Annotated in this window: 14 protein-coding genes; 9 read left to right on the top strand and 5 right to left on the bottom strand. The window is 63.7% G+C overall.

Features of this window, described 5'->3' with window-relative positions:
* Positions 1-717 precede the first annotated feature (717 nt).
* From ACIPL0_RS15430 to pedF, 4 genes are read right to left on the bottom strand one after another with little or no spacing between them, the layout of a single operon-like run.
* On the bottom strand, positions 718-1656 hold the full coding sequence (locus ACIPL0_RS15430) for a quinoprotein relay system zinc metallohydrolase 1 (RefSeq protein WP_400598355.1): 939 nt from the start codon (positions 1654-1656) through the stop codon (positions 718-720).
* Positions 1653-2372: a quinoprotein dehydrogenase-associated SoxYZ-like carrier gene (locus ACIPL0_RS15425; RefSeq protein WP_400598477.1), complete on the bottom strand. Its 720-nt coding sequence runs from the start codon at positions 2370-2372 to the stop codon at positions 1653-1655. The genes ACIPL0_RS15430 and ACIPL0_RS15425 overlap by 4 nt, the downstream gene beginning before the upstream one ends.
* Positions 2373-2416: 44 nt before the next feature.
* The gene (locus ACIPL0_RS15420) at positions 2417-3304 is read right to left on the bottom strand and encodes a substrate-binding periplasmic protein (protein ID WP_400598354.1); all 888 of its coding nucleotides are present in this window, start codon (positions 3302-3304) and stop codon (positions 2417-2419) included.
* A 5-nt stretch (positions 3305-3309) separates the two neighbouring features.
* Positions 3310-3783, bottom strand: coding sequence for a cytochrome c-550 PedF (gene pedF / locus ACIPL0_RS15415; protein ID WP_400598353.1), 474 nt, complete (start codon positions 3781-3783; stop codon positions 3310-3312).
* Positions 3784-3964: 181 nt separating this feature from the next.
* Here pedF and ACIPL0_RS15410 point away from each other — a divergent pair, with 181 nt between their 5' ends.
* The 6 genes from ACIPL0_RS15410 (at position 3965) to ACIPL0_RS15385 (ending at position 9274) form a co-directional block, all read left to right on the top strand.
* The gene (locus ACIPL0_RS15410; RefSeq protein ID WP_400598352.1) at positions 3965-5134 is read left to right on the top strand and encodes an ABC transporter substrate-binding protein; all 1170 of its coding nucleotides are present in this window, start codon (positions 3965-3967) and stop codon (positions 5132-5134) included.
* Positions 5135-5177: 43 nt separating this feature from the next.
* A complete protein-coding gene (locus ACIPL0_RS15405) occupies positions 5178-6152 on the top strand; it encodes a YVTN family beta-propeller repeat protein (RefSeq protein WP_400598351.1) in 975 nt (324 codons plus the stop codon).
* Positions 6149-6883 (top strand): ATP-binding cassette domain-containing protein, encoded by a 735-nt coding sequence (locus ACIPL0_RS15400; protein ID WP_400598350.1) that lies wholly within the window; start codon positions 6149-6151, stop codon positions 6881-6883. Before ACIPL0_RS15405 ends, ACIPL0_RS15400 begins: the two co-directional genes overlap by 4 nt.
* Positions 6880-7671 carry an ABC transporter permease gene (locus ACIPL0_RS15395; protein WP_400598349.1) on the top strand — a complete coding sequence of 264 codons (792 nt, stop codon included), beginning with the start codon at positions 6880-6882 and terminating at the stop codon, positions 7669-7671. Before ACIPL0_RS15400 ends, ACIPL0_RS15395 begins: the two co-directional genes overlap by 4 nt.
* 354 nt (positions 7672-8025) lie before the next feature.
* The gene (locus ACIPL0_RS15390; RefSeq protein WP_400598348.1) at positions 8026-8577 is read left to right on the top strand and encodes a PQQ-dependent catabolism-associated CXXCW motif protein; all 552 of its coding nucleotides are present in this window, start codon (positions 8026-8028) and stop codon (positions 8575-8577) included.
* Between the two features lie 31 nt (positions 8578-8608).
* On the top strand, positions 8609-9274 hold the full coding sequence (locus ACIPL0_RS15385) for a response regulator (RefSeq protein ID WP_400598347.1): 666 nt from the start codon (positions 8609-8611) through the stop codon (positions 9272-9274).
* A gap of 141 nt (positions 9275-9415) precedes the next feature.
* Here ACIPL0_RS15385 and ACIPL0_RS15380 read toward each other — a convergent pair whose 3' ends face one another.
* A complete protein-coding gene (locus tag ACIPL0_RS15380; RefSeq protein WP_400598346.1) occupies positions 9416-9745 on the bottom strand; it encodes a thioredoxin family protein in 330 nt (109 codons plus the stop codon).
* 174 nt (positions 9746-9919) lie between these two features.
* On the opposite strand from ACIPL0_RS15380, the gene ACIPL0_RS15375 reads away from it, so the two are divergent.
* Genes ACIPL0_RS15375 through ACIPL0_RS15365 form a run of 3 tightly spaced genes read left to right on the top strand, consistent with a single transcriptional unit; the run spans position 9920 to position 13230 of the window.
* Positions 9920-10462: a winged helix-turn-helix transcriptional regulator gene (locus ACIPL0_RS15375; protein WP_400598345.1), complete on the top strand. Its 543-nt coding sequence runs from the start codon at positions 9920-9922 to the stop codon at positions 10460-10462.
* A 6-nt stretch (positions 10463-10468) separates the two neighbouring features.
* Entirely contained in the window at positions 10469-11620 is a 1152-nt protein-coding gene (locus ACIPL0_RS15370) for an HlyD family secretion protein (RefSeq protein ID WP_400598344.1), read from the top strand.
* The gene (locus tag ACIPL0_RS15365) at positions 11617-13230 is read left to right on the top strand and encodes a DHA2 family efflux MFS transporter permease subunit (RefSeq protein WP_400731549.1); all 1614 of its coding nucleotides are present in this window, start codon (positions 11617-11619) and stop codon (positions 13228-13230) included. The genes ACIPL0_RS15370 and ACIPL0_RS15365 overlap by 4 nt, the downstream gene beginning before the upstream one ends.
* The last annotated feature ends 34 nt before the right edge of the window (positions 13231-13264 follow it).

Below are 13264 nucleotides of genomic sequence, written 5' to 3'. Positions count from 1 at the left end.
GACGACCTTGCAATCGCCACCGCCGGCAAGCCGGACTGCTACGGATTCAGCGTCATGCCCACATTCACCAGACACCACAGGACCCGTGGGAGGGAGCCCTGCTCGCGATGGCGTCTATCCAGTCAATGCTGCACTAGCTGACCCACCGCTTTCGCGAGCAGAGCTCCCTCCCACTTTCGCTCATTTGCCCGGCTTGTCAGTGTCGGTGTCCGTGAGACCACCACCGCCAGCAAGCCGGACTGCTACGGATTTAGCCTCACGCCAATATTCTCCAGACACCATAAGACCTGTGGGAGGGAGCCCTGCTCGCGAAGGCGTCTATCCAGTCAATGCTGCACTAGCTGACCCACCGCTTTCGCGAGCAGAGCTCCCTCCCACTTTTGCTCATTTGCCCGGCTCGTCAGTGTCGGTGTCCGTGAGACCACCACTGCCGGCAAGCCGGACTGCTACGGATTCAGCGTCATGCCCATATTCACCAGACACCGCAGGACCTGTGGGAGGGAGCCCGGCTTGTCAGTGTCGGTGTCCGTGAGACCACCACCGCCGGCAAGCCGGACTGCTACGGATTCAGCGTCATGCCCATATTCACCAGACACCACAGGACCTGTGGGAGGGAGCCCTGCTCGCGATGGCGTCTATCCAGCCAATGCTGCACTAGCTGACCCACCGCTTTCGCGAGCAGGGCTCCCTCCCACAAAATCCGCACCCGCCTCACCTTCAGCGAGCGCTATCCACCCGCACCATCCGCGCCCGTTCATAGGCCGGATACAGGTGGCTGACGCTGCGGATCAGTTCGTAGCGGCTCAGGTTGATGGCGGCGAAGCGCTCCGGGATCGGGCTGCGGATCAGTTCGGCCATGTCCAGCCCTTGCGCGGCGCCGTCACGCAGCAGGCCGTCGAGCCAGCCGAGGTAATCGCGCATCTGCACGAACGGTTTATCGTCGCTGGCCACCGGTCCGTGCCCCGGCACCAGCAGCTTCCAGGGCAATGCCTGCAAGGTGTCGAGATCACCTAGCCAGACCCGCAAACCGGGACTGTTCGGCGTGGTCAGCGCACGCTGGTAGAACACGATGTCACCGGGGAACAGCACACCGGTTTTTTCGTCGAGCACCGCCAGATCGGCGCCGGTATGCCCCGACAGCGCCAGCAGTCGCAGCGGGTGACCGCCGAGTTCCAGCGTGCCGGCCTGCAGCGTCTGGCTCGGCAGCAGCGTCTCGGTGCCGCGCATCCAGTCGCCGACCAAGCGGTACATATTCTCTGCCAGCGCATCGCCGTGCTGGTGCATCAGCTCGCGGGTGCCCGCCAGCGCGCCGATGGGCACGTCGGCGAAGGCCTGATTGCCCAGCACGTGGTCCGGGTGATGGTGAGTCAGCAGCACCTGAATCACCGGCTTGTCGGTTACCGTCGCGATCGCCTTGCGCAACGCCTCGCCGTAGCGCCGCGACGGGCCGGTGTCGATCACCACCACGCCGCTGTCGGTGACGATAAATCCACAGTTGACGATGTTGCCGCCGTTGCTTCGGGCGAAGTTCTCGGTGCTGCCTTCCAGCAGGTACGTGCCCTCGGCGATCTGCCGCGGTTGCAGGTGATAGTCCATGTCGGCGAAAGCCAGCGACGCCATCAGACTTAACCCGAACAGCCAAAGAAACCGGCTCATGGAATCACCGCACTGAATTGATTGCCGCTGATGTCGCGCAGGGTCAGTCGAGCTTCGCCGTCACCCTGAATGTCGAAGCCGAGACTGGGGTTTTCGCTGACCGCCGGAAAAAGCTCCAGATTCGCCAACAGCGTGCCGCTGGCGTCGCGCAGTTGCGCCTGATTCAGGTAGAACTCGGGAATGCCGCTGACCATGCCGTTATCCATCGGATGGGACACCTGCACACGCAGGCGGCTGAATTCGCCTTTGGGGTAACGCCCGCCGAGCACTTCGCCGATGTGCTCTTCCCAGCCCGGCTGGGTGCGTACCACGCTGGGCGCCGTGCAGCCGCCGCCGGCCGCTTCGATGCTGGTCGAGCCGATATGCCAGACGCCGTCGCGGGTCAGCACCGCCGCGCGCAACGGCGTGGCCTGCTCGACGCGGATGCGGATCGACAGCCACGGCAGCACCCGCTCGCCCGGCTGGAAATCGACGATCTGCGGCAGCGGGTTGAGCTCGGCCCAGGCCAGAATCCGCTCGACCTGCCCGGCGTAGGCGCGGGCATCGATTTCGATGGGCACCTGCCGGGCGTCCTCGGCGAACGGCGGCGCGCTGAGGATGACCCTGTCGTCGAACACATAGGGTTTGTCGCCGAGGAATTTCTGCTGAAAGTAGCTCCACATCACCGAGGTGACGGGATCACGGCCTGGATCCGGAAGTGGGTCTGCAGCCGCCATGGCCGGACTGCTCAGGCCGATCAGCAACGCCAGCCAGACGCGCTTCACTGGTACATCTCCGGCACGTCGTAGCGCAGGCCATAGGCGGCATAGATGCGCTGCACTTCGCCCTCGCGGATCAGGTTTTCCAGTGCCTCTTCCACGGCATAGGCCAGTTGCCGGTTGCTCTCATGCACGGCCATGCCGATTTCCCAGGTCTGCCGGCCCATGCTCGGGTAGGCGTTTTCGGCCAGCGTCCAGTGCGGATCGGCGGCCTGATGCAACTGCCAGTCGACCTCGCCGCGCATCGCCATTACCGCATCGACCTTGCCCTCGTGCATCGCCGCGAAAGCATCCTGCACCGCCGGAAAGTGGTGGGTGCTGCGGGCGAACTGGCCGTTGAAGATCGTGGTCAGGTAGAACGACGGTACGCTGTCGATCTCGACGCCGATCGGATGTTCCGTGAACACCGCCACGCTGGGCACGGCGTCCAGCCGACGGTTGTCGAACGCCACCTGCCAGCGCTCGGTCTGGTACGGCGCGAACATCACCACGTGGTCGTTTTCCAGTTCGCCGACATCGTTGCGCTTCTGGGTGAAATCCTTGTCGTAGGGAACGCGCATCATCAGGTCGGCCAGTTGCTGATTGCGCAGTTGGCTGCCGCGCCAGATCAAGTCACGCAGGTCGTCGTCGAGCTTTTCGCCGGGCGGCGCCCACATCAGTTCCAGGCGCACGCCGAGGGCCTTGGCCAGCGCCGTCGCCAGGTCGACATCGACGCCCTTGTCCTGACCGTCGACCTGAAAACTGTAAGGCGCGAAGTTCTGGTACACCGCCACCCGGATCACCCCGGCGGCGATGATGCTGTCGTAGTTGCGGATCTGTGCGACCGCAGGCTGGCTCATCCACCACAGGCAGCCGCACAGGACGAGCAACGCACGCATGTACGCCCTCATGGCGTTCACTCCTCGGTGTGAACGCTGTCCAGATAGGTGCGCACCGCCCACAAGGCCTCCTGGCTCAGGTAATCGGCCATCTTCGGCATGTACACCCGACCGTCGCGCACGGCGCCGTTGCGCACCCGTTCGACAAACCACTCGTCACCGCTGGCACCGACGTCCAGATGCCGCAGGTCAGGGGCAATGCCGCCGGAGATCGCTTCGAGGCCATGGCAGGCCGCGCAGTTCTGGGTGTAGGCCGACTTGCCGATTTCCAGCGCCTTGTCGTGATCTTTCGAGTCGCGATACGGGTTTTCCGCACGCCATTCGCCGCCCAGTTGTTCAAGGCCGTCGGTAGCGACGGCATGGGGCACCACGTCACCGTGGGCCTGAACCAGGTTGCTGAGCAGCAGGCCGCCAAGCAGGAGCGCGCCGGTCAGCAGGGCGCGTTTTCCGGTGCGGGTAGAGAGATCGGGCGACGTCACGGTTGTTGTCATTGTTATGTCCTCGAAGGTGCACGCTAAAGCCGTGTCGCCATCTTAGAAAGCGCCGCCCCGCCACCGAATGCTGCTTTGGTGGCCGCGCCCTACTACCTTGGTACTGGCCGCCTCGTACCATCTGCATATTCCCGCCCACGGCGCGCATTCCTATGCTGGCAGCCTCTGTAAGGAGTGCCTTATGCGCCAGCTCGTTTGTCATGGATTGCTTTACCTTGCGCTGATCGCAGGATCGGTTTCGACCCATGCGGCGGATGAACCGTTGCAAGTGCGCATCGGCTACCTGGCGTATATCCCCGACACCGGCCCGATCCTGTCCAACGTGATTCCCGAACCCAGGGATGCCGGCCTGCGCGGCGCCGAGCTGGCGATCGTCGACAGCAACAGCACCGGGCGCTTTCTCAAGCACAGTTACATCCTGACCAGCGCCAGCGCCGACAGCCCCGAAGCGTTGCTGGAACAGGCGAAAATCCAGCACGAACAAGGGCTGCGCCTGTTCGTGGTCAACGCGCCGGCCGACACCCTGCGCCAGCTCAGCGCCGCCCTGCCCGACAGCCTGCTGTTCAACGCCGGCAGCCCCGACGACAGCCTGCGCACCACGGCCTGTCTGCACAATGTGCTGCACACCTTGCCCAGTCGGGCCATGCTCGCTGACGCCCTGGCGCAATACCTCACCGTGCGGCGCTGGCAGCGCTGGCTGCTGATCGTCGGCCAGACCCCGGACGACGAAGCCTACGCCGCCGCCCTGCGCCGGGCAGCCAAGCGCTTCGGCCACAAGATCGTCGCCGAGAAGTCGTGGAGCTTCGACAACGACCAGCGCCGCAGCGCCCAGGCCGACATGCCGCTGTTCACCCAGACCGCCGAATACGACGTGGTGCTGGTGGCAGACGAACGCGGCGATTTCGGCGAATACGTGCCCTACCAGACCTGGTACCCGCGCCCGGTCGCCGGCACTCAGGGGCTGACCCCGACCGGCTGGCACAAGACCGTGGAAACCTACGGCGCGGCACAGTTGCAGAAACGCTTCGAAGCCGCCGCCGGGCGCTGGATGAACGACCGCGATTTCGCCGCGTGGATGGCCGTGCGCAGCGTCGCCAGCGCCGTGACCCGCCTGCGCGGCACCGACGCCATGCAGATCCGCGAACTGGAACTGAGCGAGACTCTGCCGCTGGACGGCTTCAAGGGCAGCAAACTCAGCTACCGGCCGTGGAACGGCGAGCTGCGCCAACCGATTCCGCTGGTGCAGCCACGGGCGCTGGTGAGCACCTCGCCGCAGGACGGCTTTCTGCATCCCGGCACCGAGCTGGACAGCCTCGGATACGACAAACCGGAGGTCAGTTGCACCTTCTGACCCGCGCACCCGCCCCGACAACTTCAATAACAAGGATCCCACCATGCGCCGCTCACTTTTCTCTGCCAGCCTGATCGCCACCGCCCTGCTTGCGGCTACCGGCCCGAGCTTGGCCGCTACCGCGTTCGTATCCAACGAGAAGGACAACACCCTCAGCCTGATCGACATGGACACGCTACAGGTCACCGACACCCTGAAGGTCGGCATGCGCCCGCGCGGGCTGTTGCTGTCCCACGACCACAAGCTGCTGTACATCTGCGCCAGCGATTCGGACCGGGTGCAGGTGATGGACGTCGCCACGCGCAAGATCATCAAGGAGTTGCCGTCCGGCAAGGACCCCGAGCAGTTCGCCCTGCACCCCAACGACCGCTGGTTGTACGTCTCCAACGAGGACGATTCGCTGGTCACGGTGATCGACACTGATTCGTCCAAGGTGCTGGCTCAGGTCGATGTCGGCGTCGAGCCGGAAGGCATGGCGGTCAGCCCCGACGGCAAGTGGGCGGTCAACACCAGCGAAACCACCAACATGTTGCACTGGATCGACACCGCCACGCAGAAGCTGGTCGACAACACCCTGGTCGATCAGCGCCCGCGCTTCGTCGAGTTCAGCAAGGACGGCACGCAGCTGTGGGCGTCGGCAGAAATCGGCGGCACGGTGAGCGTGCTCGATGTGAACAACCGACAGATCCTCAAGACGCTGAAATTCGCCATCAAGGGCGTACACCCGGACAAGGTGCAGCCGGTGGGCATCAAGATCACCGATGACGGCCGATATGCGTTCGTCGCCCTCGGCCCGGCCAACCATGTGGCGGTGATCGACGTGAAAACTCTGGAAGTGATCGATTACCTGCTGGTCGGCCGGCGCGTGTGGCAGCTGGCGTTCACCCCGGATCAGAGCCAGTTGCTCGCCACCAACGGCGTCAGCGGTGACGTGTCGGTGATCGATGTCGCCAGCCGCAAGGTGCTGAAATCGGTCAAGGTCGGCCGCTATCCGTGGGGCGTGGCGGTGGCGCCATGAACGCGCTGCAGGTCGACGAACTGAGCTTTGCCTATGGCGCCCGCGAGGCGCTGCGCCAGGTGTCGTTCAGCCTGGAGGCGGGACGTTTTGCGGCGTTGCTCGGGCCTAACGGCGCCGGTAAATCCACCCTGATCGCCCTGCTGACCCGGCTGTACGACCTGCAAAAAGGTCAGATCCACATCGGCGGCTGTTCGCTGCGCCAGTCGCCACGCCCTGCGCTGCGGCAGATGGGCGTGGTGTTTCAGCAAAGCACGCTGGATCTGGATTTGAGCGTGGAGCAGAACCTGCGCTACCACGCCGCGCTGCACGGTCTTTCGCGGCGTGACGCCGGCGAGCGCGTGGAACAGGAACTGGCCCGCCAGGATCTCGCCGAGCGACGGCGCGAGCGAGTTCGTGAACTCAATGGTGGCCATCGACGGCGGGTGGAAATTGCCCGCGCCCTGCTCCATCGTCCGCGCCTGTTGCTGCTCGACGAAGCCAGTGTCGGTCTCGATCCGGCCAGCCGCCAGGCGCTGAACCGGCATGTGCGCAGTCTGTGTCGCGATCAGGGCATCAGCGTGTTGTGGACCACCCATTTGCTCGACGAGGTCCACAGCGACGATGACCTGTTGATTCTGCATCAGGGCCGTCTGGTCGCCCGTGGCGAGGCTGCGGCGGTCAGCGCCGAACACGGCGGTGGGCTCGACGCCGCTTTCAGCCGTTTGACCACCTCGGGAGCGGCTGCACGATGAACGCTTACTGGCAGTGTTTCAGCGGCATCGTATTGCGCGAATGGCTGCGTTTCGTCCTGCAGCGCACGCGTTTTCTCAGCGCGCTGGTGCGGCCGTTGTTGTGGCTGCTGGTGTTCGCTGCCGGTTTTCGCGCGGCGCTGGGCATCGCGATCATCGAGCCGTACGACACCTACATTCCCTACGAGGTGTACATCATCCCGGGCCTGGCCTGCATGATCCTGCTGTTCAACGGCATGCAGGGTTCGCTGTCGATGGTCTACGACCGTGAGATGGGCAGCATGCGCGTGCTCCTGACCAGCCCGCTGCCACGGACGTTTCTGCTGGTCAGCAAGCTGCTGGCGACCTCGCTGATTTCGCTGTTGCAGGTGTATGCATTTCTCGCCGTGGCCTGGGTGTATGGCGTGCAGCCGCCAGCGCCTGGCTTGCTGATTGCTTTGCCGGCGTTGCTGCTGGTGGCGCTGATGCTCAGTGCGCTGGGGCTGCTGCTGTCCAACGCGATCCGCCAGCTGGAGAACTTCGCCGGGGTGATGAATTTCGTGATCTTCCCGCTGTTTTTCATGTCGTCGGCGCTGTACCCGCTGTGGAAGATGCGCGAGGCCAGCGAATGGCTGTACTGGCTGTGCGCGGTCAACCCGTTCAGCCACGCGGTGGAGCTGGTGCGTTTTGCCTTGTACGAACGCTTCAATCCAATGGCGCTGGCGGTGTGCGCGGCGCTGACCCTGGTGTTCGCCTGGCTGGCGGTGCTGACCTTCAACCCGCAGCATGCGGCGGTGCGCAAGGGGGCATGATCAGTAACGATCACCCGGCCAGGTGTGCTCCTACAAAGGTAAGCGACCGGACGAAATGGAAGCTCCCACAGTGATGGGTGACAGACAGTGGAAATGCAATCCCCCTTGTAGGAGCTGGCTTGCCCTGCGACCGGCGGGGAACCCGTCGTAAAACCATGCGCATTGGCCGTGTCAGGTATACCGCGTGGGCAGGGTTTACGACGGGTTCCCCGCCGGTCGCGGGACAAGCCACGCTCCTACAAGGGATTGCGGTGAAATTACGACTTTAGTACTGGTTTTCCGCTCTATTGGTCGCATTCACAAAGCAGCAGGTCTGCCTTGTAATGGCGGTACAAGAAGAAAGGAATCCCCGTCATGCCCCGTGCCTTGTTGTTTCTCGGTCTGCTCGGCTGTGTGTTGCTGAGCCCGGCGCAGGCCGCCGCCCCTGCGGACACGCCGCTGTTCAATGCCGACGGCTATCGCATCAGCCTCTACCGCAGCCCGACGCCGGAACAGGTCAGCGGCGCGCACATCATCGACACCGCTCAACTGCAAGCCCTGCTCGAACAACCGCAAAAACCGCTGCTGATCGACGTCTATCGCCGCCAATGGCTGCAAGGCCGCTTCATCGAAGACGAGCCCCACGCCAATCTGCCCGGCAGCCACTGGCTGGCCAACACCGGCGACGGCGAACTGGCGCCGCAATGGATGGAGTACCTGACCCTCAACCTGCGCCGCCTCAGCGACGGTCATCAGGACAGGCCGCTGGTCTTCTACTGCCGCTCAGATTGCTGGTTGAGCTGGAACGCGATCAAACGCGCCAGCGCACTGGGCTACAGTCAGCTGTATTGGTACCGTGACGGCCTCGACGCCTGGCTCGCCGCCGGTCTGCCCGTGGAAACCGCCCAACCCGAACCGCTGCGCTGAACGGCACCGACAATAAGAAAGGTGAAAAACCATGTACAAGATTCTCATCGCCGACGATCACCCGCTGTTTCGCGAGGCCATTCACAACGTCATCAGCGACGGCTTTCCCGGCAGCGATGTCATGGAAACCGAGGATCTGGACAGCGCTCTGGCCCTGACCCGGGACAACGACGATCTGGACCTGATCCTGCTCGACCTGAACATGCCCGGCATGCACGGCCTCAACGGCCTGATGAACCTGCGCAACGAAGCGCCGACCATTCCAGTGGTGATCGTTTCCGCCGAGCAGGACAAGCAGGTGGTGTTACAGGCCATCACCTACGGCGCGGTGGGTTTCATCACCAAATCGTCGCCGCGCAAGCAGATGACCGAGGCCATCGAGCAGATTCTCAACGGCAATGTCTATTTGCCGTCGGACATCATCCGCAGCCAGAAAACCACCAGCCGCCGCAGTGGCAGCAACACCCCGTCGTTCGCCCCCGAGCTGTTGCAGGCGCTGACCCGCAAACAGCTGCTGGTGCTCGAACGCATGACCAAGGGCGACTCCAACAAGCAGATCGCGTTCAGCCTGGCGATTGCTGAAACCACGGTGAAGGCCCATGTGTCGGCGATCCTGCGCAAGCTCAACGTGCACAACCGGGTGCAGGCGATTCTGAGTGCCGGGGATATCGATTTTGCGGCGTATCTGCGCCGCTGAACGATCAATGAAACCCATTCATTGTGGGAGCGGGCTTGCCCGCGAATGAATCGGGTCAGATGTATCGTTTTCGTCTGACACTACGCTTTCGCGGGCAAGCCCGCTCCCACAATAAACCTGTCCAGATCCGTTATTCGGCCCTCACCCCTGCTGCGCCAGCACCTCGAACGCCTCTTCGATGTAACTGACCTTGGTCGGCCGTACCAGCCGCGCCACTTCCTGGCCGTCGCGCATGAACACCAGCGTCGGCCACAATTTCACCCCGAATGAACGGCCCAGCCGCCGCCCGCTGCCGTCTTTGACTTTCAGTCGACGGACCTGCGGGTATTCGGCGTGCACTTCGCCAATCAGCGGCTGCGCGGCGTTGCAGTGGCCGCACCAGTTGGTGCCGAACTCGATGACGCTGGCGCCGCTCAAGGCATCGACCTCGGCGCGGGTCAGGGTTTCGGCGACGTAAGGCTCGCTTGTCATGGGCAATCTCCAGTCAGGAATTCGGCAGTGTAGCGCTCCTCTCCCCGGATGACGCAACGCGCCGGGTTCAACACCACTCATCACTTTTATAAAAATAGTGACTTGCATAATGAAAGTCACAGTTTTAAATTACACCCATCATTTACGCGCCAACCTGCTTCCGAGAGCCTGGTCATGAAGAAGAAAAGCTTCGCCGACATGCCCTGCCCGATTGCCCTGAGCCTTGAACACGTGGGCGACTGGTGGAACATCCTGATCCTGCGCGACCTGGCCTATGGCCTGAGCCGCTTCGACGAATTCGAGAAAAGCCTGGGCATCGCGCCGAGCACCCTGACCCGCCGCCTCAACGGCCTGATCGAGTCCGGCCTGGTCGAACGTCGCGCCTACACCGACAAGCCGCCGCGCTACGACTACCTGCTCACCGAGCGCGGTCGTGATTTCCGTCCGGTGGTGCTGACTCTGATGAAGTTCGGCAACAAGCACTTCTCGCCCAACGGCATAAAGATCCAGCTGTTCGACGAGGCCAGCAATCAGCCGGTCGACCTGACCCTGAGCGACGGCAACACCGGCAAACGCATCAACCTGCACGAACACAGCCTGCGCTACATCGGTCCGGCCAACAGCCTGTCGGCCTGGCGCGTCGAAGCCGGCCGCGCGCGCCGCGAGGCGTATCGCAGCACCCAGACACCTTCCCAGCCACTGCAGACCCACAGGTAATCCGCGATGAACCAACCACAAACCGTCACCGAGCCCGCTGCCACTACCGCTGCGGCCAAACCTGCTCGGGGCAAGCGCCTGGTCCTGTTGTCGCTGGGCAGTGCCGCTGTCATCGGCGCCGTGTTGTTCGGCATGCACTGGTGGAGCACCGGCCGTTTTCTGGAATCCACCGATGACGCCTATGTCGGTGGCGACGTGACCGTGATCGGGCCGAAAGTCCCCGGCTACATCACTGAACTCAAGGTGGTCGACAACCAGTTCGTCCACGCCGGTGACCTGTTGGTGAAGATCGACGACCGCGATTACGTCGCCGCGCTGAACAAGGCCGAAGGCGCCGTAGCCGCGGAAGAAGCGCTGCTGGCTAACCTCGATGCCACCGAGCAGTTGCAACACGCGGTGGTCAGCCAGAACAAGGCCGGCATCGATGCCGCCAACGCGGAAACCGTACGTTCCCGTGACGATCAAGTGCGTTATCAGACCCTGTCCAGCCGCTCGGCGGTGTCGGTGGAAAGCTTCCAGCGCGCCGACGCCACCTACAAGACCGCGCAGGCCAACAGCGCCAAGGCCCAGGCGTCGATGCAGGCCGCGCAACGACAGCTGGACGTGATCGCGACCCAGAAACAACAGGCGCGTGCTGCGCTGATCCAGGCCAAGGCCGAACGCGACATGGCCCGCCTCAACGTCGGCTACACCGAACTGCGCGCGCCGGTCGATGGCGTGATCGGCAACCGCCGCGCCCGTGTCGGTGCCTACGCCGCAGCCGGTACGCAACTGATCTCCGTGGTGCCGGCCAAGGGCCTGTGGGTCGACGCCAACTTCAAGGAAGACCAGTTGACCCACATGCAACCGGGCCAACCGGTGACCATCGAAGCCGACGTGCTGCCGGGCCAGGTGTTCCACGGGCATCTGGACAGCCTGGCGCCGGCCACCGGCTCGCAGTTCAGCGTGCTGCCGCCGGAAAACGCCACCGGTAACTTCACCAAGATCGTCCAGCGCGTACCGGTGCGGGTCTACCTGGATGGCGAAGACGGCAACCTCGGCAAGCTGCGTCCGGGCCTGTCGGTGATCGCCGAAGTCGACACCAAGGGCCGCGACGCTCAGCGCAACGATCAAACCCACCACGTCGCCAGCGCCGCTGACGGGAAGAACGCGCAATGAGCGCCGCCACCGCCCATGCCGCCGCACCGGCGGCCAGACCCAAGGGGCTGGTAGACGCCGCGTCCATGGCCACCGCTGCCAAGGTCTTCGCCTTCGCCAGCATGTGTCTGGGGATGTTCATCGCGCTGCTGGACATCCAGATCGTCTCCGCGTCGCTGCGCGACATCGGCGGTGGCCTGTCGGCTGGCTCCGACGAAACCGCTTGGGTGCAGACCAGTTACCTGATCGCCGAGATCGTGGTCATCCCGCTGTCCGGCTGGCTGGCCCGGGTGTTCTCCACCCGCTGGCTGTTCTGTGCCTCGGCCGTGGGCTTCACCCTCGCCAGCCTGCTCTGTGGTCTGGCCTGGAACATCCAGAGCATGATCGCCTTCCGCGCGCTGCAGGGTTTTCTCGGCGGCTCGATGATCCCGATGGTGTTCACCTCGGCGTTCATGTTCTTCGGCGGCAAACAGCGGGTCATCGCCGCCTCGACCATCGGCGCCATCGCCTCGCTGGCACCGACCCTGGGCCCGGTCATCGGCGGCTGGATCACCGACGTGTCGTCGTGGCACTGGCTGTTCTACATCAACCTGGTGCCCGGTATTTTCGTCGCCATCGCCGTGCCGATCCTGGTCAACATCGACTCGATGGACCTCAAGCTGCTCAAGGGCGCCGACTACATCAGCATGGTCTTCCTCGCGCTGTTCCTCGGCTGCCTGGAATACACCCTGGAGGAAGGCCCGCGCTGGAACTGGTTCAGCGACCAGACCATCCTCACCACCGCGTGGATTTCCGGCCTGTCCGCCGTCGCCTTCATCACCCGCACGTTGATGGTGAAAAACCCGGTGGTCGACCTGCGCGCCCTCAGCGACCGCAACTTTGCCCTCGGTTGTTTCTTCTCCTTCGTCACCGGTATCGGCCTGTTCGCCACCATTTACCTGACTCCGCTGTTTCTCGGCCGGGTCCGTGGCTACAGCGCACTGGACATCGGTGAAGCGATCTTCTCCACCGGCGTGTTCCAAATGGCGGCGATTCCGGTCTATGGCTTTCTCGCCAACCGCGTCGATCTGCGCTGGATCATGATGTTCGGCCTGGCGCTGTTCGCCCTGTCGATGTGGGACTTCTCGCCGATCACCCACGATTGGGGCGGTCACGAACTATTGCTGCCGCAAGCCATTCGCGGTTTCGCCCAGCAGATGGCGGTGCCTCCGACCGTGACCCTGACCCTCGGCGGCCTGCACCCGTCGCGGCTCAAGCAGGCCTCGGGACTGTTCAACCTGATGCGCAACCTCGGTGGTGCCATCGGTATTGCCGCCTGTGCGACGATCCTCAACGACCGCACCAACCTGCATTTCACCCACCTGGCCGAGCACCTGAACTACAGCAACGAAGCCATGAACAACTGGCTCGCCACCGTCACCGGCAACTTCGCAAGCCTCGGTCAGAACGCCGCCGACGCCAGCAGTTCGGCGCTGCATCAGCTGTGGCTACTGACCTACCGCGAAGCGCAGACCCAGACCTATTCCGATGCCTTTCTGGCGATCATGGTCTGCTTCATCGTCGCCGTGGCCATGGTGCCGCTGATGCGCAAGGTCGCACCGCCTGCCGCGCCGTCCGCCGACGCGCATTGATCCGCCATGAACCTTTTTCTCTCACTTTCAGCAC

Origin of the sequence: Pseudomonas sp. NPDC090208 (genome assembly GCF_044746785.1) — a bacterium.
Lineage (GTDB): Bacteria > Pseudomonadota > Gammaproteobacteria > Pseudomonadales > Pseudomonadaceae > Aquipseudomonas.
The sequence above is the reverse complement of the archived record's forward strand: the minus strand, read 5'-3'. Positions and strand labels throughout refer to the sequence as shown.